We start from the raw sequence: 25,634 nt of genomic DNA, 5'->3' as shown, positions 1-25,634 counted from the left end.
TGGACTCGCTCAGGTTGCCAGCTGCCTAGGCCGGGGTCTTTCTATCCACGTCAAGATGCTATAGCGTCGACTGCGAGACTAGCGTTGGTCCACTCTCATCTTCATCGGTCTGTTCTGGAGCAACGGCCATCCAGCAGATCAGCTTGACCTCTTCCTCCCGGATTGGTGGCAATGGCTCAGGGGCGTCATAGGGTTGGAGGCCGAGGTCATCAGCCTTGTCGACAATTTCACGCGTTTTCTCTTCACCCTCTAATCCTTCATCGCGAACTAGCTCTCTCATCTCGCGCTCGTACTGCTGGGGCCATGGAGCTCCCAGTGAATCGATAAGCTCTTCTTGACGGTTCTGGGTTAGTTCTGAGGGCCAATGGTCCCGAACTTGCTCAATTGCCTCTCGGAATGCCTTCGGAACATCTGGCTGAACACTACGCGGATCAGTCTGTTCTTGCCACTGCTGCCAGATGTCCACCTTCGCATCCTCCCACGCGCCGTAGACGCCTTCTTTGAATTCGTTTGGAAGTTCACGCGGGGTATCGCGGTCGCAGTCGATCCGCTGGAGACAGGTGAGCGTGTCATCGATTATTTCTGTTTCATCGTTGTCCGGAACGAATCGCATGAACATTTCATCCCCTACCCGAGCACAGAAGAAGTAGCCAGGATTCTCACCACGGAATCCGGATCCTGCTGCCCACGGGAGCGACGTGATCTGGTCTCCCCGGTCTTCCAGACCTTCGCGAAGCTCCTGACGATACTCTTCGCCGGAGTACGCAGCTGCTTTGCCACCGCCTTTCTCGTAGACTTCTTCATCTTCTTCACGAATCGATTCGATATCATCGACTCGGTCAGAGAAATTCTGCTGCATCGTATCCATATCCGGAATTACCTGGCTGTCAAGGCCAATGGATCGAGCGGCTTGTGTCACTTTGCGTCGAACGCGGAGCTCAAGTTCTAATAGATCGTCGAGGCGGTCTTCTGGGAAGAACGTCATCGGGAATATCTCGGGGTGTGGCGAATTGATCCGGTCAATCCGGCCATTCCGCTGGACGACACGCATCGGATTCCACGGCAGGTCGTAGTTGATTACGTTGCGGGCCTGTTGGAGGTTGACCCCCTGGGCGAGCACGTCAGTTGTAACGAGTATATCGTACTGGTCTCCGACGCCCGCTGGCGCATCTGCGGAGTCGGGGGCAAAGCCGTGAACTGCGTCCTCTCTCGTGATGCCTCGAACTGATCCGTCCCCAGTAACGCCAGCGATCCGTCCCTCGTAGCAAGATAGGGTATCGTCGTTCTGGACGCGCTCTTCTAAGTAGTCCAGAATCCACTCGACGGTGTCGGCGTAGTACGAGAAGATGATGACCTTCCGATTCTGCTGGAACGCCTCCTCTACCTCGAGTTCGGGATCTGTCCCCGCATCTTCTTCGGCGTCCTCAACGATATCGACGAGCGTCTCGCCGAGGGTATCGAGCTTTTCGTCTTGCTCTTGCGTGACAACACTCACGCGCTCGTACCACCCTTGTAGGATTTCCAAGTCGGCTTTGAGGTCCTGACGGAACTCCTCAACTTCCGTTTCTGTCGCACCGAGATTGTATGCTGTTTGGTTGTCTGCTTGGTCAAAAGCCTCATCGAGTGCCTCATCGCTGTCGGCCTCGACCCACTCTTCGATCGCATCGGGCTTTGGGAACATCCCATTATTGAGAAGATTCAGCGCAGCCCGATTCTGATTGATCATCCGCTCTAGCGTGTTAGCGAACGCTTTGCTCGAAGATTCGAAGCGCTTCAACAAGCCCGTTCTGAGTAACCCGACCAGCGACAGCTCTGAAGCGTCTTCCTCGCCCTCAAGATAGTACGAGGGGCGGTATCGTGCTAGCGAGAGCTCTGACTCGTCACGATCCCCGGCCGCCAACCCCTCTGCGACATCTTCGAAGAACGCGTCCCCGAATGTGTCGCTGAAGTCGTAGTCGATACGCCGGGGTTGTGATTCAGGGAAGGTGATCCTAACTTCACCGCCCTCGCCATTGGGGAGAGTGGCGTTCTCGTAGTGTTCCCGAATAAATCGACGGGTCCGACGAACGGTCGTCTCGTCGAGAACATCAAATAAGAGATCAGGGCTCAGGTCTGAGGGGTCCTCCGACTGTGCGTGTTTGAACCGGTCACGCAGCGATCGAATTCCCTCGGAGGCAAACGCTGCGTCGTTCTTGATGAAATAGTACAAGAGGTAGTAGAGGTCCCACAGCGAGTTGTTCACCGGCGTCGCCGTGAGCATCACGACATCCTTGGGCGGGTCGTCACGCAAGAGCTGTCTAAGCGCGTCGGCCTGCTGTGTACCGGGGTTGCGGAACGCGTGTGCCTCGTCGATGATGACGAGTTGGTACTCCTCTTTGTCCAGGTCCAAGTACGATCGGTCACCACCAAGCTGGCGCTCGTTCCGCAGCTCAGAGTACGAGAGTGTCTCGAACTGGACGCCCCACTCTGGGGCCTTCGACTCCCACATCCCGTCACGGAGGTAGGCTGGCGCCACCACCAGCGCGCGTTGGCGGTTCTCGTTGACCGTCTTCTCGAGGAGCTTCCCGGCGATGTAGGTCTTCCCGAGGCCGACCTCGTCGGCGACGACCACACCGTTGTGTTCGTCGAGGAATCGTTCAGCGCGGCGAACCCCGTCCTGCTGGAAGTTGGTTAGGTTGATCGCGCCGTCGTCCTCGGCTTCCTCCTCGAGTTCGTCGCCGTAGCGTTCATAGAGGACGCGCAGGTAGATGAGGTACGGGTCGTAGGGTTCGAACCGTTCTTCGTAGATCGACGCTAGGTCGTAGGGCTCGGCGTCGGCCCAGATGTCCTCGAACCACTCGTTGACCTGCCCCGTCACAGAGGGGCTGTACTGGCCGACGTTCAACTCCATGTTCGAGGTCAGACCTGCACCCGTGAAGTTGGAGGAACCAACCAGAGTGCCCTGATCGTGGGAGAAGAGATACGCTTTCCCATGAAGGAATCGCTCCTCGTAGCGCCTGACTTTGACATCATCACTCCGCAGGAAGTCGACGAGTTGCTGGAGCCGGCTGTCGATCCGTCGAGAGAACCCCAACAGGTCCCGGTCCTGGTCGAGGTTCCGATCGAGAGTCTTGAGCGATTCCTCGAGGCGTTTCTGGTTGTAGTCCTCGCCACGTGGCTCGCCCGGCTGGCGCCAGCGCTCGGTGTCCTTCTGGTCTGGTTGTGCGCCCAACAGGAGACGAACCTCACCGACTTGGTCGAGGGCGTCGGCTACTTCGAAGTAGCCGCGGGGGTTGAAATAGCCCGTCGCGATGTCCAGGTTGGGCTCTGGACCCATCTTCTCCCGCAGGTCGTCGATGTATTCATTGATGGCCACGGCGAGGGTGTTTCCCTCACGATTGTCGATGAACTCTGGCCTGGTCATTCTTCACTCTCCAGTCGCTCGGCCCACTCATCATAGTGTTCGAGCACCGCATTCATACGGGACTCGTGGTCCCAGTTCTCGTGGAATGTCTCGAAGACGACCTGAAGATTCTCACGGCTCAGGCCGTAGAGATGCGCTGAGAGGGCGTCGATCTCTTGCATCATCTCCTCGCGCTCATCTTTGCTGTGAGCAGTACAGGAGACCCCGACCGCGTCAGCCCACTCCCGAAACCGCTCATCAGTTGCCGCAAGGGCTCCGGACAGTTCCACCATCCGAGACCACAAACGGCTTTCACGTCCTGGGCGCGGGACCGGTAATCCGTTGAGAAGGTAGAAGCTCACATGGTTTTCAACGAACCGTCTTGCGCACCAATCGAAGGGGATAGATCCCATAATCCCCATCAGGTACGCTTGATCTTTCTCATCACCCCGTGGCCAAACCAGATATGGGGAAGTGTCAAGTAAAATTATATTTGGTGGGGCAAGCGCCGGCAACACAGTTCTCGTATTAGTTTTGTTCGTAGAATCGCGGAATACGACACGAGCACTATAGCATGGAAGTGTCGATTTATTGTGAATCCATTCCTCGGGCATCTCTGAGAAGGGAGAGCGACTGCCAATGCGGTACGAGTTTTCTCTTTTTTCCTGAAGATAATCAAATATCAGATCAGGATCAGTCCAGACAGTTGCCTTAGACACATCAACTGACCAGAAATCAAACGCCTTTCCACCTAACACGGGTAGGAAATCCTCTTCCGGCGGTTGGTCTGAACGGTGAAGAAGCGTAGTTCCGTCGTCCAATTCTTCGTCTTCGTACGGAGCGAGCTTAAGCGGGGTAACAGGAACTGGTTTCCAGTCACCACCGCCGTAGCTAAACTTGGGGTGTGAAACGAGTTGTTCAAACGCTTCACTTGCCTCGTCGCTTGGCGGAAGTGGGACAACCGAAGATGTAGTCCAACTTCGAATGTCCTCTATACTGAAGTAATGGGGATCTCTCTGTATTCCCTCCTCGTACTCTTCTTCGTCGTAATACGGTCCTCGAAGGGGCAGTTTCTCACCCGGATCCCCAGAGTTGTGATAAGATGCCAGCGTAATTGTCATCTGGCCATGAATCCCTTCAAAAACCCACTCGTTTGTGTTGACTAGGAAAGTCAGGTCGTCTACCGTGGTGGTGTCGAAAAGTTTCTCTCTGAAGTCTGAAGTGTTGTCCCCAGAGAACGCTCCTCGGGGAACAATAATACCTACGTGCCCTCGGTCGCCAACAAGATGCTTGAATCTCCACGAGAAAGCGATGTACATCTCCGGAGCAGAACCTCCCGAACTATTACCGCCATACGGGCCGTTCTTCAGGATAGTACTTCTCTGTCTTTTCTCATTCTTCTCGCGTTTGAGCTCTGCTTCCAGTCCTGGCCGTCGCTCCAGCAGTCTTTGTCTTGCCTCTTCCTGTTTCTGCTCAGACTTGCCCTGAAAACCGGGGATGTACCTAGCCCAGAACTCTTTGTCTTCCAAGGTGGATTCATCCCACGGTGGATTCCCAAGGAGGACGTCGAATCCGGGGTTATTACCGTTAAATACTTCGGGGAACGCGGCCGGAAAGTGTAGCGGGCTGGTCGCTGCCAATACATCCTGTGCAGTTTCGTACTCGTCCGATTCTAGCAGATTCACCCCGTCGTCGTCGTTAACCACTTCGGGGTCAATTTCGTCGTCGATTCGTGAGGCCGCCAGAATGTCGAACGCCGCACGGGTCTCCTCAAGTTGGTCCCGGATCTCCTCGCGCGTCTCCCGAGCCTTAGCGACCTGTTGAGCGTCAGCGTCCGCGAAACTCCCCAAATCGTCGATGGCGTCTTCAATTTCTTTCATCACGCTTGATCCGCCCATGAACATCCCAAGATTCGTCTGATCGACGTCGAGGATGTCGCTCACCTCGTCCAGCGTGCCGATGCCAGCCAGTGAGTCGCCCGTGGTGAGGTTGTAGTCGAGGAACGCCAGCGGAAGTCCCGGAACGAACGTGTGTACCCACAGTGAGAGTCGCGCCAGCTCTGTCGAGAGGTCGTTCACGTCGACGCCGTAGATACATCGACGAGCGACTTGCCGCCGAAGGAGCTGGCTACGTTCAACCTCGGGCATTTCCTCACTACTCTCGAAGGCGTCCTCGGCGGCGTCGCGCAGGCGATCGAGTTCCTCCTCGACCTGCGGAAGGTGTACATCGTCCCGAGTCAGATATTTCATCAGACGGTTCTCGATGCGGTCGACGGCGCCGACGAGGAAATGCCCCGATCCCATCGCAATGTCAGAGACACGGAAGTCGAAGAACGCCTTCGCGGCCGCTGTTCGACCTTCCTCCTCGCGCAGTCGGTCCAGCCGTTCGAGGTGGTCATCTAGTGCCGGTTCGAGTGAGTTGTCGAGAAGGTGCTCGACGAACCGGGTCTTGGTGTAGTACGTCCCGGTGGCTTTTCGTTCACCGGACTGACCGTGGAGGTATACTTCGCCCTGCTCAACAACGACGTCTGAATCGTTCTCGCCTAACTCTTGCTGACCCGTCGGGTCGACCGGCGTGTAGTGTCCTTCGTCGTCGACGGTTAGGTCCTGATCAGCTAGCGAGAGTTCAGACTCGAGCAGCCCCTCGTAGATGACACCAAATTCCCTGACGCCGATGTTGCGGAAGTCGACTGGGCCCTCTATGTCGTCGGCCTCAGACTCGTCGATGAGCAGGTTCGCCAGCACCGGTCCGAACTGGTCGTCAGTCAGTTCAATTTCGGCCAGCTTAGCCCCCGCTTCCGAGATGTCCTCGTCAGATGAGAGCAGTCGCCCGTTGTACTCGGGCAGACTCCACTCAGAGTGGCCGTCGTGAATCGCTCGGGCGAGTTCCATCACGTCGTCCCAGTGTGTCGTCGACCGCTCATCGAACTCAATCCCCTCCTGCCGAAGGTCGTGAAGTTCGTGGGCCTTCGCTTTCAGTGAACGACGCTCGTACCGAGGATTGTGCCGCGGGAGGAACCCTTCGTCCTCAGCGTACGCGATGAACAGAAGCCGGTAGAGCTTGATCAGCGCCATCCGGTAGGTCTCGTCCAACTCGTCCTTCGTGGGGTCCTCGAGATCGCGGGCGTGGGCAATAGCCTCAGCAAGGTCGGGAATAACGTCATCATAGATTCGCTCACGAAGACGTCGACCCAACTCAGCAGCGTAATCCTTCGAGTCGGCCATGATCTCGTGGAGCGATCCTTCCTTCTGGAGAGCCCCTGACGAGAACAGCAGCGATAGGTAACCCGCGTTGTCGTCAGTGAGTAAGTCAGTGTTGACCTCGACGAAGGTGTCTGTTCGACCACGAGAACCAAACCCAGCATCAGGGTTTGTAGTGTATAGTCGCAGACGGCTCTCAGAGCTGGCGATGACGTAGTCCAAGTTCTTCGTATCTGCTTCGCTGAGCGCGTACGAGACCGGTGTTTGACCGGTGAAACGGTCCTGTGCGTGGTCAAAGGACTCGTCCTCGTTCAGGAAGACGGCAACCGCCTGTTCTCGACCATCACTCGTGTCCTTGAGAATGTAACTGTGGTCCTGAAGTCGTTCAATCTCGTAGCCGAGCCCTTCAACTAGGTCTCGGCCTTTTTCATCAAGTAGTCCTTCGGCTCGACTAACAGCATCGTTCCAATCGGCACGATCGGGTACTCCGGTTTTCAGTTCGTGTGTCGAAAGAAGGCCCTGGTTGCGAAGACCGACTAACTCCTCATCAATTTGGGCTAAGACGGCGCTAAGGAAGCGTTGTGCGGCGTGATGGTCCGGTCGATCGAGAGCCGATTCGCAGATTCGCTCTACCTGTGATGTTTCGAGATCGCGCTTAACATCTGGATTCTCCCCGGCGGGTCCGATGATGTCGACTGTCTGGCCGTCATCTCGAAGCACGACAACGAGAATCGGGTTGATTCGCTGATTCCGGCGGTCTGTGTAGAGCTGCTGTAGCCAGTTTTTTTGCGGCCGGTCGTCACGTTCAGTAACAACCACTTCGAGGGCATTGGATCCCTCCCCGAGATAGAGTTCGCAGTCGGCACTAACCCGATCTGACTTCCATGGGCGTGGTGTTGCCGACTCAAGGAACCCGATAGGCATTAAGAAGAGCAACATTCTGTTGATTTATTATTCTTCTGTACTTTCTCGCGTGTGCTGAGAAACAAAACGCACGTCCAAAGCGAAATCTAGAGCTTTTTTCTCTTCTGCTTTGTTGAATCCGATGACGGCGCGGGGATTACTGTTTGAGAGCTTGTTCGAGGTTGTAGACTGCGGCGGTCAACACGAGTTCACGGAACTCGCGGTACCAAGCGCGAGGGTGGACAGCGGGGCCGAACCGACGCTTGATAGCCGAAAAGGCGGTCTCGGCCATCCACCGCTGGCCGTATAGCTCGCTACCAACCGTGCGTTGTGGGCGTGATCGTACGCAGCGAACAACCGGTGACGCAGCAAGGGCCGGACTCCCGCTAGACGGAGGGCGTCCCGGAGAGATTGGTCGTCATAGCCTTTGTCGCCGGCGAGACTCTCGGTTTTGTCGGTGTTACGAAGGGCAACTCGACGGCCAGTTTGGGTGTCGTGAGGCCAGTGTGCCGAGCAGTGAAGATCGAGGATGGCACACGAATCTGTATCGACGAGCGCCGTCGTTTTGAGCGTCCGTATGCGGCGATCCGAGCGGTGTTGGTAGTGTCTCGATGCCGTTTCGCGGTCGAAGAACGTTGTATCAATGGCTCCGTGCGAGCCCGGATCGCAGATGGTCGCAGACTCACGGAGGAAGCCACGCCACACAGACATGGGCACCCTCTCAAACGACCGGTACAGCGTTGAGGGTGCGGGAAATGCCGTTCGAGCGAGCTGTAACAGTCCACAAACCCGATCCATTTCACTCGCCCAGTCGACAATCTCGCGGTACGTCGCACCCATATGAACCCGCAAAAAAGTGGAGCGTGACATGCTTCCAGCCGGGAAATCTGTAGCCAGTCGGATCACTCACCGCCGTTGGAGTGGCGGCACAGCGTTTTTGAGCCAGCGACGCGGCTTACTTAACGAAGCGGAAGAGGGGACTGGACACATTCGGCTCTTCCGCTTCGCTTCCACCTTCAGAGCGACGCTATCCCGACGCCTTCTGCGGATTCAACAGAGCAGATCAGTCCTTCATCCAGATTTAGAGACATCGACAGGAGGTGAATCCGCACGACAACTTGGTGAGTCAGGCCTTCGAGGTCTACTACGAATTAACGGATCAAGAGAGGTGAATCCGGAGGAGGCCTGAAAGACTCACAGGTATCACTCTTAGAGGCGAAGAGGCAGGTTCCTTTTTGTGGGTAGGCTTTGACTCGGATTGTATGGATTTCTCCCAGATTGTCGGTGATGACGACCGTTACTCGGAGGACTGGCATACGAGTGATATGCCGCACGACGTGAAGAACGCGCTTTCACTGGCTTTTCTCGATGGATTTCATAATGAGATTCACCGGTTACACGGTGAGCTGCGGGAGCAGAGGGAGGAGGCGGAAGATGATGATCTGCCGATGGAGTTCAGTTTCGGCGGTGTCGGATTGAAAACTTACGAGATCCACAGCTTGACCGTCAGCTATTTTGAGGCAGGCGTCTCGATTCTCTGCTTCCATCATCTCCAGAATGAAACGGAGGAGGGCGCTAAGATTGTTGAATGGATGTTGGAGAATCGTGATCGGGCTTTGGATGAGAATAGTGAGGTGCCGTATGGAACCCAGATAATGGAGTGGCTGGACGGTAGAAGGGCTTCACTAGCGGACAAGGCCCATTTGATGGATGAGACAGGACTGCTTGGCCACGATAAGGTGAAGAGGGTGAAAACTCAGCGGCATAGTTTCCTTCATTCACCTCTGGAGATCCTGTACATCTCCGACTGGGACGATCTGATGAACATGGCCGATCGATGTGTTACGGTGGTCGATGATATGGATGAGCGTCTGTACCAAGATATAGATCTCCACGCTTTCTATCCGACTCTCACCGATAAAGAGCGTTCCAGCCGTACGTTCTGACTGCCTATTCTTCTTGCCGGAGCTGGATCTGGACTCGGTCAGAGATGGCAAGTCCATCTGCGCCACCGTCAACGAGTTCGAAGATTTCTCCTTCATCGGTTTCGCCAACAGGGATGGTGTTCGAGCCTTCCAGCAAGTAGGCCACTCGCTCGAATCCATCTTCAAGCAGCGGGCTCCACTTTGATTCCTCGATGATCTCCTCGACATCCTGTACTAAGACGTCTTTCTCGACGCCGCCTCGATCCCGGTGATAGAAGGCAGTAAACTCGCCTGGTTCCTCATCTAATTCGTATCCTGATTCCTGCTCTGCGATTCGTTCGTTGGCTGCGAGGGTGTACTGGCGGAGTTCCTTTAGAGAGAGCTGTTCCGGCATTACTGTGAAGATCACTGGTACGTCGGATAACGGTAGTGGATGTCTTGTTCCCTATTTTCCCGTGGATAAGTTGAGGTTGCGTTTATACGGATCCACTCGCAAGTTGTAGTCAGATAAGCTCATGGGTCGTGAGACAAAGAGACAGCACTTCGTCCCACGATTTTACCTAAATACGTTCTCTGAAAACACTGAAGAACCGTACTACCTGTACTGCTACGATCTGCCGGAGGATAGGGTGTTCGGCTCTAACACGATGGACATCGCACAGGGAGAGTACTTCTACGATCTCTCTGACGAGCAGTTTATCGAGAACAAGTTCGCAGATTTTGAAGCCGTATTCTCTCAGGCTTACGACAAATTAGTGGACAGCGCCGATGTCACCGCTCTAACACCGGAGGAAAGGCACGTTATCTCCCTTTTTCTCTCCCACCAGCATATCCGGACAAGGAAATTCCGGGAAATCGTTAAGCAGGCCTCGGAGCACACGTTGGAGATTGTTGAGGAGGATGAAGGCGAAGAAGAGGCACGGAAGGCCGTGAAAGCTGGTACGACGGAGGAAGGTGCGAAGCAGTGGCAGGCCCAGTTGACAGCGAACGCTCTACAAGGCTTTGCAGACATTCTTTATCGGATGGACTGGTTCCTCTTCGTGAACAAGACGGAGTACCCCTTGTGGACCTCCGATCATCCGATAGCGATCTTCAACCCGATTAATCCGGAGCCTGATCCTAAGAGGGGGATTAAACGACCAGGGTCTAAGGTCCACGTCCCATTGAGCACGGATCTTGTTCTGGCGTTATACGATCCAGGAGAGTATTTCGTGAAGTCGAAGCGTGAAGAGTTGAGGGAGAAGGAGCACGTCAATTTCCAGAACAAGCTACAGGTTGAGCACTCACGTCGGCAGGTTTTCTCTCCTTTGGAGGATTTTGAGTTCGCTAGAGAGGTTATCAAGGAGAATCCAGAATACGCTGAACGGGACTACTCAGACAGCTTTGTAGAATAGCGCTTGGTCGGTCGGATTTGGCTTTCGAGGGAACGCCTATTACAGTCTCGTCGTACATATCTACTAAGATGCGTATCTCACGGGAGTTTACCTCGTCCCAGTATCCCTCAGAGGAGGACTTGGAGAATGATGACTGTAGTTTCCGTGTCGAGACGATCCTAAAACTGGATAGCGACGAGAGGCTTTTTGATATCAGTACGCACGAACAGTATCCAGGGGACAGTACGTCGACTCAGTCCTTTGGTGGTTCCTTTGTCTTCTCGGACTGGTCTGACTTACAGGATGTAGCCGAACTACTGCGGCGATATATCCGAGAGCAGGATGATCAGACCAGGTCGATAACTGTCCCGTTAGATTCAGGAACGGGATTCAATAGCCGTCTCGGACATCATATCGAGGATATTGAGGAAGCAAGATTCACAGTAGATGACTATCGGCTGGAGGTGGATGCTCAAGGGCATCGAGGAGAGATTCGTCACTACCATCGATCTGTGGATAACACGCATCAGGAGAGGCGGAATGCGATAGATTTCCTGGATATGGTGGATGAGATCTTCGAGGATCCAGATGAAGGACCTATTCTCCAGCTTACTCATCCCGATCTTCGTAGTGACGCCTTTCCGGAGTATGTTGACGGCCATTACCAGAGTTCTGTCCGTACAGCTTTCCGGGTGCTTGAAGAGAGAATACGTGAGGAAGGAGGATTCCCTCAGGATTCGACTGGAATGGGAATGGCTCAAGAAGCGTTTAGCACGGACGACGGCCCGCTGACATTTGCCGATGTTGAGGCAGAGAAACGTGGTTGGATGTATCTGTTTGCCGGTGGATTTGGAGCGCTACGTAATCCCCCGAGTCATAGAGATGAGGATTCAATCGATCAGCGGCGTGCGATGCAGATCCTGCATTATGTCGATCTTCTTCTGGCGGTGCTTGAGGATGAAGCGGCTGGTCGTGACGGCTTGTAGCTTGGAAATCTCGTCATCAGAATCGCTCTCCTACAACAGTAAGGGTTGAGGCCCCCCCTTTGAAATTAGTCGATGAACTGGATGAGGAGATACATCTTCAGATGGATCGGTTGGAAAGCGCTTCCAGAGAGGATGAGCCTGAGATCCGTGAAGGCTTGAAAGAGTTGTATCGGGAACGGCGCAGGGAGAAGCGTAGCTATTGGCAGGATAGGGAGGACTGGCTTGACCGGAAGATAGTATTGAGGGAAGAGTTGGCGAAGATCGATGAGTCGGAGAAGTTCTTCTAAGGGTAACTCGCTGTCCAGATTGTTGGTTTAATATTCGCCTCCGAAAGAATTAGTAAGCGGACGTACGGGTTGCTTTTCGGCTATGCTTGGTGTCAAAGGTGTGGCCTCGGCACTCATAGGGCTCCTCACATATCGTAGTCGAAGATAGCAGAGCGTCAACTGTGGTTATGATTATTGCGCTAATTCCTCCCACTCGGTAGCACGACAAACCCGCAACGGGCGTTTTTCGGGTTCGTTCACACGATGTCCGATATCAATTCCTTATGTAACATATAGACAACACCAGGAAGCAAGAGTCACATAAGGAATTACGACGGTGTTGAGGAGCTACTATACCCACCCGATTTCGGCGGGTGTTTAGGTGTCTTGCTCTTTATTAATACCTCTAGAACACTCGTCACAGTCGACATCGACCGTGGCGGCTCTCATTGAAACCCACCGAATATGACATATTCTGCCTCAGTACGGTCAGTACAACATACTCAAGAACCGCTCAGTACAGGTGAACTACATCTCATCCAGTATACGCGGTATATTTACGCTCGTATTGTTCGATCAGACAGTTAATGACGGACTGGGAACGTGTGAAACAGGAACTCATAGAGGCTGGCTATTCTGGATTTGAGTTCGATAGCGGCGATACGGCTGTGTCGGGGCTATCCGGTGAGTGGGTATCCGGTAAAATCGCACGCGAGGGAGGACTAAAACACGAGAATCAATCGCTATTGATACGGATTCTCGACGCATTATCAGGTGACGGTGGTGCCGTAGATGCTACACCAGAAAACGCCCCGGAACGCATACGCAACATCGCCACTGAACACGGGTTAGAAGTCGTGATAATCAGCGTTTCTGCTGATAAGGCGCGTATCGCACTTTGTGACCCCTCCGAACATGATTTGTAACGGCGTATTCGCTGTCACCGTTAGGGCGGTTGAGACTGAGTATGAACTACTCGGTTTTTTTGACTGTCTCATTTTCCATCTTTTTCAATACCACCCGTGTTGGTGCCCAGATAGACGTATACTCGACACTTGACCGTCCTGAAGCGTCGTAGACGATGTTTCCCCGCAGTACGGTGCTCAAAACGGAATTTGAACATCCCACAGCCATAGTATACTCCCACCACCCGTTTTCGTTGATGAGCTCTTCCGATCCAGCGATCCAGGTGGACGGATTGACACAACGGTATAACGACATCGTCGCTGTCAACGATCTCGACCTCACTGTCGAACAGGGTGAAGTGTACGGGTTTCTTGGGCCGAACGGCGCTGGCAAGTCAACTACGATTGACACCCTGATTGGGACAACCCGACCCACATCCGGGTCTGTGTCCGTACTCGGGTACGACGCCCAAGCGGCCTCGATATCGATCCGACAAGCCGTTGGACTCCTTCCGGGTGAGTTCGGGCTGTTTGAGCGACTGACTGGGCGTGAACACGTCGCATTCGCGCAAAACTGTAAAGATGTGACCGAGAGTCCAGACGATCTCCTTGCCCGAGTCGGCCTCGCCGACGTCGCAGACCAGCGGGCGAGTGGCTACTCAACGGGGATGGGACGACGGCTCGCACTTGCGATGGCACTGACTGGCGATCCGGACTTACTCGTGCTTGATGAGCCAACGCGAGGACTAGACCCGAACGGTGCCCGAACTGTCAGATCCATCATACGTGAGGAAGTTGAGCGTGGGGCAAGCGTATTCTTTTCTAGCCACAGTATGGAACAGGTAGAGTCGGTCTGTGACCGCGTTGGTGTACTCCGGGATGGGCAACTCGTAGCTGAGGGTGACGTTGAGATGCTTCGGACACGCCTCGGTGGTCACCGACTCGCCCTCACAGTCGAGAGCGTACCGGACAGCCTCCCCGATCGGCTCGGTGGGCTGGACGCTATCTCAGATGTCCAGATTGACGGCACGACTCTCACCGCCTCACTGACGACGGCCAGCCGAAAAGCCGCAGTTATTGACGCCACAGAGGCTGCGGGGGCAACTGTGACTGACATCGAGACGTACACTCCCTCGTTAGAGGAGTTCTTCGCGACGGTGACGGATCAAGATGAGGAGATGACCCGCAACGGGATGTCCGCAGCCGCCGAGACAGGAGGTGACGCATGAACTGGCACTACATCGCCCAGACCGATCTCCGCGAGCTTAGCCGATCAAAGCTAATCTGGCTGGCGACCGCTATCGTTGCCGGACTGTGTGGGCTGGGTACAGCGGTTCCAGCATTGGTTACTGATGGCTCAGGTCTAAGCTATACACTCGGTGTAGAGACGCTGTTCATTACGCTCGGTACTGTAGTGCCATTTGTCGCACTTGGTCTCGGTTATCGCGTGATCGCTGGCGCACGCGAATCCGGTACGATGCGGTTCCTGCTCGGACTTCCAAACCGACGGCTCGACGTCGTCCTCGGAATGGCATTATCACGGGTAGCAGCGACGATTGGCGTTACAGGGATCGGCGGTGTCGTCGGCCTACTTGTTTTGGTTGGATTGTACGATTCGACCTCGTTGGGCCCGCCACTTCTAGTAGTGGTTGGACTGGTCACTGTGGGCGTCGTCTACGCGGTTGTCGGTGTCGCTATCTCCGCGAGTGTCGACTCGTCCACTGGCGCAGTCGGCGGTGCGTTCGGCGCCTACGTCGTACTGTTTTTCTTCTGGGAAAGAATCCCGCAGGCGGTATACTGGCTCGTTAACGGGTCGTTCCCGAGTGGAGACACCCGGCCTGGTTGGTTCGCATTCTTGACACGGCTAAATCCTGGAACAGCCATCGGCGACCTTACTGTCGCACGATTCGAGTGGATGCGCAACGCCGAGTACGTCTCAGTCCGTCAAACATCAGATCTGATCGAGGGAGATGTACCATTCTATCTCTCGGAACCCGCCGGAGTTGTCGTCGTACTAATCTGGATCGTCGCTCCAATAATAGTCGGATACTGGTCGTTTAGGAACCGATAGCGATTAATTTCATTTTCATATTGTCCGCCCGGAAGGCGTACCGATCTAGAGAGCAGTAGAGCACGGACCGGTCTCTCGTACTTTCAGCCGCATTAGTCGTCTGAGAAGCCTTCTCTCCGGTTCTCTTCTTGCTTTTTCGGTCGCTTGAATTATTTATAAATTCAGCCAAATTGACCGTAGAATCATGGCGACACGAAAGCGGGTCCTGCTGCTGTCCGGCATCGTGCTGCCAGCGGCGATCGGGGCTATTCCCCCCGGTAATAACAGCCAACACTCCGCAGATACACCATTTACGATATCCCGGACCCGCCGAGAATCGATCGGACGTATATCTGGGTGCCAACGGAGTACCAGACAGACGCGGTCAACCATCGAAACCCGCTAACGAGGGTCTCGCTTCCCGGGGCGCCGAGCACGAATTCCGCATTAGTTGCCGCGAGCGCGCCGCTGAGGATGTCGGGCACGGCAACAGTCGCGATAAAGCTCACCAGCAGAGACACGACTCGTAGCCACTGACTGGTTGTGGTTGTCCAACTTATCCGAAGGGCGGTTACGGGCCCTGCCCTACCGACAACCGCGATATCCGGCGCGAGCCAGAACTTGTAGAACACGACCGTCACAACCGGGCCGAACAGGAGTATCGGCGTTACTCCCTCAAACACGCTTGGTCCAAGCACTCCTGCGTCGAATACGAGTAACGAGACAATCATGAGCGACAGCGCAAATGCGATCATACCGATGATCATCATCCCGAGCAGTGTAGCTGACAGAGGCAGAAGCCGGCGTATGGCGAATGCGACTGTCTCTCGCCTTGTCATCTGCTGGTCGGTCAGTTCGCTTGCGACGACGGTGGAGACGTACCCCCGGAGCAGGACACCCAGCAGCACGCTTCCGATTAGATTGTGAATTGGAGTATCGACCCACCCCACCGTCGGCTCAAACGGCGCCAGTACGAGTTCGAGTGCTGCCAGCATGACGACGAATATCATGGCTGTTACCGGGACTGACAGCCGCTTCTGGAGCAGATCAATACTCCACCGAAGATCACCTGCCGTTGATCGCCCGAGAATCGCTGGATCAATACCGCGACAGCGAATACACCCACACCCGTCGATGTCGTCACGCGGAGGGATCATGGAGGCTCCTAGCAACACATATGATGATGAATTCTTCAATCTATTGGGGATAGCTACTGAAAATTCAGCTTTAGTCACCCAAATTACTATTTTCCCTTCAGACTTATCTCTGCCACACTGATCCCATGTCTGGGCTACTCCCAACCCAATCGGACGCAACCATCGACCGGTCCGACGATCCGAGTCTCCTGTGTATCGACGATGAACGGGCCCGCAAAATTCTCTCGACGCTCTCTTCGGATACGAGCCAGGCAGTGTTCTGTGAACTCAACGAGGAACCGAAGCCTGTGAAAGACCTCGCAGCCGAATTGGATATGTCGGTACAAGCGGTTTCCTACCACGTTGATAACCTCCAAGACGCCGGGTTAATCGAAGTACTCGACATGTGTTACTCAGAGAAGGGACGAGAAATGAGCATCTATGGACCGTCGACAGAGCCGTATATACTCTTTCTCGGCACTACGGACGATCAGTCAGGACTGACAGCCGCGTTCAAACAGTTCGCCAACGCGATTGGACCTGTAGGTATCATCTTCGCGATTGGCGCCGCACTCTCGCGGCTGGTCGATAGAGAATGAGCCCCCACCGAATTGTACTGCGACACCCTGACCAACGTCCCTCTGCCCTCTGGACAGACCGATACGAGTACGGCTCCTCCCCAGACTGGAAAGCATGAGTAGCTACCAAAATCAGCGACGGCTCTACGCGCTTTCGGGCGTGTTCCTGACCGCGGCTGCGGCTGCTGTGACCGTGCTGCTCGGCGGCGATCTGCTTGCGACTTCAGTACTAGCCATACAGGTCTCGATGATTGCTTTAGCAGGCATCTGTGATCTTGTCGCGGCCACCGGCAGCTTCGGCGGTTGGGCGTGGTACCGCTGGGGCGGCCTCGGAAACATCTTGCTGGGACTGTCGCTCCCACTTGGCTTCGTCGGTACCGCATGGGACTCGATATTCCTATTAGTCACGGGCCTCGGCGGCCTCTCGCTTACCGCAATGGGCATCGATCTGGTCGCGTTCCACGGAAGATACACACAGCAGACACTATTGGACGAGCATAATCAATGACATCGTCCGCGACTCATCCTGTTGATCCCTCAGCAGAGGAGTCCCTCGTCGATCGGGTTGCCCGCATCTCACTGCTTCTTGGCCTCTTAGGACCGCTTGGCTTTCTCGGATGGCTCCAAGACGTTTACTGGGTGTTCGAGATCGCAGAGATATTTTACCTGTTTTTCCTTTTCTTTTTTATCCCCCCAGGTCTCGTTTTGTTACGTGGTTTCTGGAATCGAATCTATTCAGTATTCCGGCAGGTGACAGGAACAGGACACGGAGGGACATCGTTGATCGGCAAAAATGATCCGCGTGCGTGGATCGAATTCGGGTACGAGCCGAGTCCGTTCAAGACCCTCCAAATGTTGGCGCTGTTCGTTCATCCGACTATCGCGATCCGTGGCTTGTTCCAGACAGCCGGCGCTATCGTCGCCTATCTCAGGCACGGCGGACGGCTTCCGCGTCCGGAGACGTTCGAGTCGACGGTCGAGTACCGCCCCCCGTTTGACGACAAGTGGACTGTACTGAACGGGAGCCCAGATAAACAGTATTCGCACTCTTGGTTTCCGCCTCGACAACGGTACGCATACGATTTTGTCATCACTGACGACACCGGCAGTACGCAAGATGGCGGTGATGGAGTAGAGTCGTTCTATTGCTTTGACGAGCCGATTTGGGCACCAGCTGATGGGACTGTGGTGCGGGCGAAAGATGGTCACCGGGATCATCATCGGACTACCGGCTGGATTGACCCGCTCCAGTATCGCCTCGCTGGAAACTACGTCGTCATCAAACACGCTGAAAACGAATACAGCTTCTTTGCGCATCTGAAACAAGGAAGTATCTGTGTCGAATCAGGTGATCACGTCAAGCGGGGGGAGTCGATCGGCCGCTGTGGCCACTCTGGGAACTCGAGTGAACCACACCTCCACTTTCACGTCCAAGACCATTCGATGCCGTACATCGGCGCAGGCCTTCCAATCCAGTTCGACGCAGCCACCAATCACCCTGAACTACAGTCCAATGAGTGTACCCAGACGTACATCCACTGTGGACAGACAGTTACTCACAATATGTATGATTAAAAAACGAGAGCGGGGCATTTGGCGAGATGGCTCTCTGTTTCTAATCGGCCTCGTTGGTATACTCCTCGTTGAATTCGTATTATCAGGAGTTGTCGGGAGTGACGGAAAACCAGTTCATGGGTTCCTTTTCGGATGCTCGGTTGGAATATCGTGTTCCGGTATTTTTCGTGCTACGGGCAAACAAGCTGCTTATTCAACCCTTGCGTTGGGAGTCGGATTTGCTCTTGGTGCTGTGATCAACTTATTTTAATGAACACCGGTGGGGTCAACGACCTCGCCACAACTTGGACATTCGGCCCACACGCCCGGATCACCGTCAGTGGTCTCGTAGTGGATGAGTGCGTGCCGACCTGTGACTGTCTCGCCGCAGAACGAGCAGTCGCCACGGATCGTCTCTGGGTCATCAGGGGTCATGCTCACGAGTTCACAGGCTACTTCGAGGGAGAGAGGGAGCGTGTGACTCTGTTTTGGAGCTAATCCGGCTGTTGAAACCGACTTAGCGGTGCTCCCTCTCCTCAAAATTAGAGACTCTGTGACCTATACTCGGGGCGAGCGAGGAGAAAGTACTGTTCCAGGACAGCAGCGTGACCGCAGGTCGTGAGTAGCCATCGTGCGCGATGTCATAGAACAGTCCACATATCCGGATCAATATCGGTCAATACAGTGGACTCACGTACTGCCCAAGATACAACCTTTTTTGCTACCTGTCAGGAGCTCCGTGCGGGATACAGAGGGTGTGTGTAGCAACTTTACCTCTTGTCTTTTCGGTCACTCCTGATGAGTTCTCCGTGTCAATGAACTCCTTACAAGAGCGGTGAACTCAACCCAATCGGCTCAATCACACTAAGAGGAGCTCGGGCCTGACGAAGCCGATCACGAGAATACCTGCCAGTACAGCGATCGCTGTGAGTCGCAGGGCACCAGAAGCCCGCCGTCGAGATTTTGGCAAGGACTCGGCAATGCCGGAGAGGGCCATCCCAGCACCAATAAATAGTGTGGCATAGTAGAGCGTCGCCTCCTTTAGAATGACGTAGTACGCTTGCTGCCCGGCTATCAGAAGTGCGCCACAGAGGAAAACCAGTCCAAGCCTTCTGGAGGGCTCGCCGAACACGGTCTCATCGATAATGGAGGGCATCACGCGTGTTGTCTCCGGCGACGCTCAAATATTGAGGGGTTTGCGTACCCGTCGCTGAGACGAGTATAGTGTGGTCGTGAAACGGTGCTGATGGCGCTGACTGACTCGCGCTCTGTATTCAACAGAGTCAATGAAGTTGTAGCCAGCTATATTCTCCCCAGCAATAATTTCCACTCAAGCATGACCGGAATCGTGATCCTCCCCGCTGGTCGCGACGACGCGTTCGAGGACTACAAACAGTTCATCCGAGATGGGCACCCAATTGAGGATATTGAGTCCTACCTCAATGACGAGGATCTCGAACTGTTTCGGACGACATCTGACAACGATCTCGTCCATGTCTGGGGTACTTCAGTAGACGGGACGTGGCGGAACGTCGAGCGAAACGACATCGCGCTCGTCTACCACGATGGCGCGTTCGTCGCGAGGGGTCAAGTCCTCCAACTCCGACATGACCCCGACCTTGCGGAGTATCTCTGGAGAGAGAACGTTGAACACAGTCGCTGGAACGAGGAAAGCCCGTGGGAGTACATGACCTTCCTCACCGATGTTGAGGAAGTCGACGTCGACATTGAGGAATTCAACGAGCTCGTTGGCTATGATGAGACCTACCGCCCGCAGGGATTTACACGAGTCGCAGACAAGCGCCTCAACCAACTCTCTGGCGAGGAATCAGTCGAGACCGCTATTGCCGACCTGACCGATGCCGGCGAGCGTGTTCACCCGGTCGATGACGAAGACGACGGACCAGCTCCCGACCTCGCCGACAAACTCCAGGCGGCCAGCACGGACGGGAACGCCCACGAGGAGTTCGAGAAACTCGTTGCGAAGGCTTTCTCTCGGCTGGGCTGTGCCGCCGACTGGATCGAAGGAGGGGGTGACACCGACGTGGAGATCCGATCTCCCGAACACGTCGTTATCGAGGTAAAGGCCCGAGGGAACGGCCGAGTCAACTCGCTAGAAGTCACCAACGTAGACAAACACCGACGCCAGCGTGGAGCCGATCACGCCATCGTGGTCGCCCCAGGCTTCGCCCCGAAGGTGATCGATAATGCCGAGACGACTGAGCTGACAACAATCGCCGTCGACGACCTCGTCGAACTCCTCGATCGCCGGGAGGAGTATGCCGTCCCACCTGAGGAGATATTGGCCCTCTTGACACGCTCAGGAGCCTTCCAAGACGACAGACTCGACATCCTCGATGAGTACATCCAAGACCGGATCGATGCTGGAGAGACTCTTCTTGCGGTCATCCGGGCTCTCGAGCGTGCCGACGGAGCCGTGGAGACAGCGGAGGACGTCCGGTGGATCGTCGTGGGCATGGAGGACTCGAACGATATCCCAACCACCGAAGAGGTTCGATCCGCCCTCCAACTGCTCGCGCATCCAAGCGTAGGGGCCGTTGAGCAGGACAAAGAAGGATATCGGGTGACGACTGACTACGATAATGGGATCCAATTGGTTCGATCCCTCGCAGATGTCGTTCAACCACCGGGGAGGGAGGAGTAGGTCAGAGGCATCTCGCCTGTCTTAATTCTTCAAATTTTATATTTCGATGCCACCTTTTGTTAAATAGACAAGATTTCACCGACCCATCTGCCGTAGGAGATCTGATTCCAGGAACGTGTTAAATCAGAATCAAATAGATCATCTAATAACCCGTGTATGAGACTCTATAGTGGGGTCATTGTGAGCGCCGTGAACCAAGTCAGTAATTTCGGAACCAGATAGGTCCTGGTCATAAATTCGTTCAAGCATCAATTTTATAATGCGTGCTTGGCGCCTAGGGATAGGAGATTCTGGTAAAGTGGTGTCTAAAGATATAAAGAACATATTTGCTTCTTCGGGAGGTACGACCATCTCAACACCGCCAGCGCCGGAGCCATAGGTTTCAGAATTGACTACTGTCCAGCCATACTTTTTTGCGGTTTTCTGTAATTGTCCCAATAGTTTTGGAGATTCTGCGGGAAACTGGATTTGGTGAGTGGTACCCCGTACTGTGTACTCACTAGTTTCGTTGTGCTCTCGGTCAATCTTGATGAAAAATGTTCGCTCACGATTGCCGTGCTGAACCGCTTCAGAGAGTCGTCGTAGATACCCAGAGTAGAAGTCTGCTAGGTCTTCTTCAGAACTAGTTAGTTGATTTATTTTAATCCGGTCAGAGTTCACCTGACCACTACTCTCCACGATATCCTTCCCCGACCCAGTATACTCAATATATTTTGAGAGATTTTCTTCTGAGATGTTCTGAACGCAAGCCTCAGCCAACTCAGAACCATTTACAATTTTGACACCTAACTGTTCAGCTAGTTGTTTCGCCTCGCTTGTAAATGAGCTAGATGTGACAACAATAATGGAGTCCACATCGGGATATTCAGTTTTCAGCGAAGAATATTGCTGAATGTCTGGTCTACCAACTTTGTTTGAATCACTATACCGTTTAGCTTGGATAATCGCTTTTTGTTCAATCAGGTCCGATTTAGTTGCTACAATATCGATTCCCTGGTCTCGACCTTGCTGTGATACCCGCGTTGACCAACCCATCTGAGACCACACAGCAGCAACTAGTTCCTCGAATTTCGCTGAGTCTGTTTGTTGGAGAGCAGATCGAATACGGGGTATATCGCGCATATCCACCACAGTAACTTTCTCGTTTTATATCTCCTTTTATTTGATTGTGGATCTACATGACAGGCTGCTATTCCGTATGATTTCTTCTAGTGAACTAGCTATCTTATCAGATACCCAAACTGGGGTATGAGCGTTAGTTTAGACTAATACAGAGCTCAGTATACAGAATTTTAGGTTGTTCTATTTGTCTGAATTTTGCTGGAGCAACTGAGCTCACAAGGTATTACCCCTCCACCGTTTCCGGAGCTTTCAGTAGCGGGTCTGATCCCCTTGACTAACAATTCAGAACGATCGTGGCGTGGGACCAGAGTGGCCGTGTTCGCTCTGCTTCCGTTATTTTCGGAGTCTTGAGAAACTACAGACCCTCCACCGTTTCCGAAGCTTTTGGAAGCAAGATAGGGTGAGATTTCGTATTGAAGATCACAGAGGAGGAACTCAGTAGTCGGAGATATCCGACTGGAGCAGATTGTTATCATCGGCTGTCGATTGGATGATGTTCGCGAGCTCTTGGAAGCGAGTTGTTTCGAGAAGAACCTCGAGCACTGCTTTCAATGGGACATCAAGCTCGTATTCGTGATACCGACCAGCCGAGAGACCCTCATTCCGCTCATAGAGATTGATCAGCCCGAGCATATTCATATCTGAAAGGTGATCCCGGACACGACGTTCGCTCACACTGTCGGTGTCGAGACGGTCGCAGATCTTCACGTATCGTTCGTAGAGATCACGAGAACGCACAGGGACATCATCAAGCGCCTGGTGGTATGCGAGCGCACAGAGGACAGCGTGTCCTTGTGTCGTGAGTTCTTGCATCCCCTCGTAGAGTTGGTTCTTTTCGAGCTCGTCTTGGGCGTTCCGAACGTGCTCCTCAGTTACCGCGTCGGAATCAGCAGCTTGCGCAAGTTCGCCAGCCTCACGAAGCAGTCGAATTGCTTGTCGAGCCGATCCAGTATCCTGAGCAGCAAATGCCGCACAGAGCGGGACAACATCATCTGATAACACATCGTCGTGGAACGCTTTCTCGGCACGTGGACTGAGAATCGAGCGGAGTTGATCCGCATCGTACGGAGGAAAAAGAATCTCTTTTTCCGCGAGTGTGTCCTTGACTTTCGGCGAAAGGCTGTCCCGGAACTGGAAGTCGTTACTGATGCCGACGATCACTGGGCGGACGTCGTCGACATAGCCGTTCGATCGTGCGCGAGGGAGTCCGTAGAGGATGTCGTCGGAGTGGCCGATATTGTCGATTTCGTCGAGAACGATAACGACGGTACCACCAAGCGCATCAAGTTCTTCGTAGAGAATATCGAAAACTCGTTGCTGAGAGTAGCCAGTAGCACTAATGCGGTCTTTATCCTGGTTATCACGGAGTTCGTTGACAAGCGCGACAGCAACTTGATAGGACGAGGAGAGGTTCTCACAGCTGACCCAGACTGTCGAGAGCTGAACATCGTCGTACTCGGCAGTGTCAGCCTCTAGATGCGATAACATAAACTTCGTCGCGACGGTCTTTCCCGTTCCCGTCTTCCCGTACAGGAAGATATTCGACGTTGGCCGGTTATCGATGATCGGCTGGAGAGCACGCTGGTACTTTTCGAGTTCCTCGTCCCGTTTGCGGATGTCTTCGGGCTCGTAGGAATCGTCAAGCGGTTCGGCGTCAGCGAACACCTGACGATCCCGCTGGAACATTCCCATGTCAGGAAGTCTCAGAGAGCAAAATCATAAAACCACCGCTTCCTTAGCTTCCGAAGCGTCCGTAGCTACTATGTATATAAACACTACACACACCACCGTTTCCGAAGCTACGTTTATTTATATAACACAGTCACTCCACTGTTTCCGAAGCTATCGAGATACGTGTATTCCCATCCCAAGAAGTATCAAATAGACAAAGAAAAGACTAAGACAATATAATTAAAACAGTAACCGCAATAGAGCTAACAATAAAAATAAAATAAATTATATTATTCTCTGCTAAGTATAAGATTCACTCGTAGGGCTCTGTTCCCGGTTGTTTTTGCGGGATCTTTCGAGACGGTAGTTTCTCTTTCGTGGATAGCTCCGGAAATGGTGGTGTGAGGGTCCTCAAGATCTCTGTTCAACAAAAGCTTCGGAAACGGTGGAGGGTTGGTCCTACACACAGACGAAAATGCTCGCTCTTATGTAGAAACGCGGAAAGCCCGTATAATTACACTCAGACAGTTCTAATCTGGCGATATGTCTTCCACTGAGTCAGCGTTCGGCGGGATGTTTCGGCAGTTGATCGAGCTCGGAGTCATAGAGATCAACACCGAGCCGCTCGATGCGTAATGATCAAGATAACTTCTGAACGCTAAGAAACTTCTCACACCACTTTTTGGCGTAGCTGACTCGCTGTGTCACTTGTTCAAATACGTCTTTGACGAGTTCGTGAAATTCGTCTTCGTCGCCGACAATGATCGGCGACATCGTCCATTTCATCTGTTTCCAGACTTGCTCGATTGGGTTGAGATGCGGCGAACCTGCTGGAAGGAAGATCAGATCGATCCCTAGTTGATGTGCGCGCTTGCGCGTGTATTCACAGATGTGCGATCCGTGCTTATCTAAGACGAGCAGAATCCGCTGTCCCGGATTCTGCTCGCGGACCGTCTCTAAGACGCTACAGATCTTCTCTTTCTCTTCTGTTTCGGTCCAGCGAACCAGGCTTACTCCGTTCAATGCGTAGAATCCAACCGCCGAATCTTCGGTTTTGACTAACTGCCGTTCAACGTGTGGGTCATCGACGTACCACACCCGCCGCGAATTATCGTACGGCTGGGGGTGTGAGGCATCGAAAAAACCGACGACCGTACCGCCGTCTGTACAAATATCGTCGTCAACAACCCATCCGTCTTCTTCGTCACCCTCCTCCTTGTTGTGGGGTTCGTCGTCAGTCTCGTCGAGCGCGTCAGCGACGCGCTCGTCGAGGACTTCCTCGGGATTCTCCGGCCTATTCGGTCGTTTCGGCCGGGGTTTCGCGTACGACAACCCAAGATCTCGGAGAAACTTCCCGAGGTAATCTGGGTGGTACTCGACACCGAACTCCTCAGCCAGAAGGTGCTGTATCTCCTGTGATTTCCATGGCTGGCCCTCTTGGAGAAGTTCAAGCAGTTCTTCTTGTTCGTCCTCGGCGAGTTTCGGGGGCCGGCCGCCCCCGAAACTCGGCATCAATTCTTCGACTCCGCCCTCGTTCCACGCATCCGCCCATCGGCGGCCGGTCGCTGCCGACCGAGCTTCCCGGTCGGCAGCTTCCGCAATCGTGTCGCCTTGGTAGAGATTCTTCACGAACCCGAGACGCCGAATCCTGTGCTTGTCTTCGGCGTCGCGAAGAAGCTCGTCGAGCTTCTCCTCTGAGATGTGACGCTTGATCTCTTTGCGTCGCTCGCGTCCCATTGCCAGCACATCGAACCGACCCCACAAAAGATTCCTCACTCATTACGCATCGAGCGGCGACTCAAGCGGTTCTGGGAGAATACATCCTGTCCTCGCTGCGGTCACCAGAGCATTATGACGTGGGAGAAACACGACCGAGTTCGGTGCCGTAATTGCGAATTTAAGCCAGTTTACACCCACG

Annotated in this window: 20 protein-coding genes and 1 pseudogene; 11 read left to right on the top strand and 10 right to left on the bottom strand. The window is 53.9% G+C overall.

Annotation, left to right across the window (positions count from 1 at the left end; all coding sequences use genetic code 11):
* Positions 1 to 58: 58 nt before the first annotated feature.
* The 4 genes and pseudogenes from SD626R_RS02545 to SD626R_RS17445 all read right to left on the bottom strand — a co-directional run.
* Positions 59 to 3,403: a helicase-related protein gene (locus SD626R_RS02545; RefSeq protein ID WP_092563057.1), complete on the bottom strand. Its 3,345-nt coding sequence runs from the start codon at positions 3,401 to 3,403 to the stop codon at positions 59 to 61.
* Positions 3,400 to 7,506 (bottom strand): Eco57I restriction-modification methylase domain-containing protein, encoded by a 4,107-nt coding sequence (locus SD626R_RS02540; protein WP_092563191.1) that lies wholly within the window; start codon positions 7,504 to 7,506, stop codon positions 3,400 to 3,402. The genes SD626R_RS02545 and SD626R_RS02540 overlap by 4 nt, the downstream gene beginning before the upstream one ends.
* 136 nt (positions 7,507 to 7,642) lie before the next feature.
* The gene (locus SD626R_RS17450; protein WP_394324692.1) at positions 7,643 to 7,897 is read right to left on the bottom strand and encodes a transposase; all 255 of its coding nucleotides are present in this window, start codon (positions 7,895 to 7,897) and stop codon (positions 7,643 to 7,645) included.
* Positions 7,888 to 8,196: pseudogene (locus SD626R_RS17445) on the bottom strand (transposase); the annotation flags it as partial. The pseudogene SD626R_RS17445 and the gene SD626R_RS17450, both read right to left, overlap by 10 nt.
* Positions 8,197 to 8,747: 551 nt before the next feature.
* Between SD626R_RS17445 and SD626R_RS02530 the strand changes: the two are divergent.
* Positions 8,748 to 9,431 carry a hypothetical protein gene (locus SD626R_RS02530; protein ID WP_092563054.1) on the top strand — a complete coding sequence of 228 codons (684 nt, stop codon included), beginning with the start codon at positions 8,748 to 8,750 and terminating at the stop codon, positions 9,429 to 9,431.
* 4 nt (positions 9,432 to 9,435) lie between these two features.
* Here SD626R_RS02530 and SD626R_RS02525 read toward each other — a convergent pair whose 3' ends face one another.
* Positions 9,436 to 9,804 carry a hypothetical protein gene (locus tag SD626R_RS02525; protein ID WP_092563051.1) on the bottom strand — a complete coding sequence of 123 codons (369 nt, stop codon included), beginning with the start codon at positions 9,802 to 9,804 and terminating at the stop codon, positions 9,436 to 9,438.
* A gap of 121 nt (positions 9,805 to 9,925) precedes the next feature.
* Here SD626R_RS02525 and SD626R_RS02520 point away from each other — a divergent pair, with 121 nt between their 5' ends.
* The 6 genes from SD626R_RS02520 (at position 9,926) to SD626R_RS02495 (ending at position 15,011) form a co-directional block, all read left to right on the top strand.
* Entirely contained in the window at positions 9,926 to 10,804 is an 879-nt protein-coding gene (locus SD626R_RS02520) for a DUF4238 domain-containing protein (RefSeq protein ID WP_092563048.1), read from the top strand.
* Between the two features lie 68 nt (positions 10,805 to 10,872).
* Positions 10,873 to 11,769 (top strand): TIGR02391 family protein, encoded by an 897-nt coding sequence (locus tag SD626R_RS02515; protein ID WP_092563045.1) that lies wholly within the window; start codon positions 10,873 to 10,875, stop codon positions 11,767 to 11,769.
* A gap of 101 nt (positions 11,770 to 11,870) precedes the next feature.
* Positions 11,871 to 12,056 (top strand): hypothetical protein, encoded by a 186-nt coding sequence (locus tag SD626R_RS02510; RefSeq protein ID WP_092563042.1) that lies wholly within the window; start codon positions 11,871 to 11,873, stop codon positions 12,054 to 12,056.
* 566 nt (positions 12,057 to 12,622) lie between these two features.
* Positions 12,623 to 12,961, top strand: a complete 339-nt coding sequence (locus SD626R_RS02505) for a hypothetical protein (protein WP_092563039.1) — start codon at positions 12,623 to 12,625, stop codon at positions 12,959 to 12,961.
* 236 nt (positions 12,962 to 13,197) lie between these two features.
* Positions 13,198 to 14,169: an ABC transporter ATP-binding protein gene (locus SD626R_RS02500; RefSeq protein WP_241996733.1), complete on the top strand. Its 972-nt coding sequence runs from the start codon at positions 13,198 to 13,200 to the stop codon at positions 14,167 to 14,169.
* Positions 14,166 to 15,011: an ABC transporter permease subunit gene (locus SD626R_RS02495; protein WP_089309340.1), complete on the top strand. Its 846-nt coding sequence runs from the start codon at positions 14,166 to 14,168 to the stop codon at positions 15,009 to 15,011. Before SD626R_RS02500 ends, SD626R_RS02495 begins: the two co-directional genes overlap by 4 nt.
* Positions 15,012 to 15,301: 290 nt before the next feature.
* On the opposite strand, the gene SD626R_RS02490 is transcribed toward SD626R_RS02495, so the two are convergent.
* Positions 15,302 to 16,225, bottom strand: a complete 924-nt coding sequence (locus SD626R_RS02490; RefSeq protein ID WP_137782650.1) for a hypothetical protein — start codon at positions 16,223 to 16,225, stop codon at positions 15,302 to 15,304.
* Between the two features lie 47 nt (positions 16,226 to 16,272).
* Between SD626R_RS02490 and SD626R_RS02485 the strand changes: the two genes are divergently transcribed.
* From SD626R_RS02485 to SD626R_RS02475, 3 genes are all read left to right on the top strand, one after another.
* Complete coding sequence (locus SD626R_RS02485) at positions 16,273 to 16,725, top strand: ArsR/SmtB family transcription factor (protein ID WP_089309338.1); 453 nt, start codon at positions 16,273 to 16,275, stop codon at positions 16,723 to 16,725.
* A 94-nt stretch (positions 16,726 to 16,819) separates the two neighbouring features.
* Positions 16,820 to 17,212 (top strand): DUF7994 family protein, encoded by a 393-nt coding sequence (locus SD626R_RS02480; RefSeq protein ID WP_089309337.1) that lies wholly within the window; start codon positions 16,820 to 16,822, stop codon positions 17,210 to 17,212.
* Positions 17,209 to 18,279: a M23 family metallopeptidase gene (locus SD626R_RS02475; protein ID WP_089309336.1), complete on the top strand. Its 1,071-nt coding sequence runs from the start codon at positions 17,209 to 17,211 to the stop codon at positions 18,277 to 18,279. The genes SD626R_RS02480 and SD626R_RS02475 overlap by 4 nt, the downstream gene beginning before the upstream one ends.
* 838 nt (positions 18,280 to 19,117) lie before the next feature.
* Here SD626R_RS02475 and SD626R_RS02465 read toward each other — a convergent pair.
* A complete protein-coding gene (locus SD626R_RS02465) occupies positions 19,118 to 19,414 on the bottom strand; it encodes a DUF8011 family protein (RefSeq protein ID WP_089309334.1) in 297 nt (98 codons plus the stop codon).
* A 90-nt stretch (positions 19,415 to 19,504) separates the two neighbouring features.
* Here SD626R_RS02465 and SD626R_RS02460 point away from each other — a divergent pair, with 90 nt between their 5' ends.
* Positions 19,505 to 20,923, top strand: coding sequence for a restriction endonuclease (locus SD626R_RS02460; protein WP_241996735.1), 1,419 nt, complete (start codon positions 19,505 to 19,507; stop codon positions 20,921 to 20,923).
* A 138-nt stretch (positions 20,924 to 21,061) separates the two neighbouring features.
* Here the strand turns inward: SD626R_RS02460 and SD626R_RS02455 are convergent, their stop codons facing one another.
* From SD626R_RS02455 to SD626R_RS02445, 3 genes are all read right to left on the bottom strand, one after another.
* Positions 21,062 to 22,045 (bottom strand): restriction endonuclease, encoded by a 984-nt coding sequence (locus SD626R_RS02455; RefSeq protein WP_092563030.1) that lies wholly within the window; start codon positions 22,043 to 22,045, stop codon positions 21,062 to 21,064.
* Between the two features lie 435 nt (positions 22,046 to 22,480).
* The gene (locus tag SD626R_RS02450) at positions 22,481 to 23,737 is read right to left on the bottom strand and encodes a Cdc6/Cdc18 family protein (protein WP_092563027.1); all 1,257 of its coding nucleotides are present in this window, start codon (positions 23,735 to 23,737) and stop codon (positions 22,481 to 22,483) included.
* Between the two features lie 618 nt (positions 23,738 to 24,355).
* The gene (locus tag SD626R_RS02445) at positions 24,356 to 25,453 is read right to left on the bottom strand and encodes an IS630 family transposase (protein WP_092563024.1); all 1,098 of its coding nucleotides are present in this window, start codon (positions 25,451 to 25,453) and stop codon (positions 24,356 to 24,358) included.
* Positions 25,454 to 25,634: the final 181 nt, after the last annotated feature.

Source organism: Halorubrum sp. SD626R, assembly GCF_001261915.1.
Classification (GTDB): Archaea; Halobacteriota; Halobacteria; order Halobacteriales; family Haloferacaceae; genus Halorubrum.
Note: the sequence above shows the minus strand (reverse complement) of the source record. Positions and strands in the feature narration are given on the sequence as shown.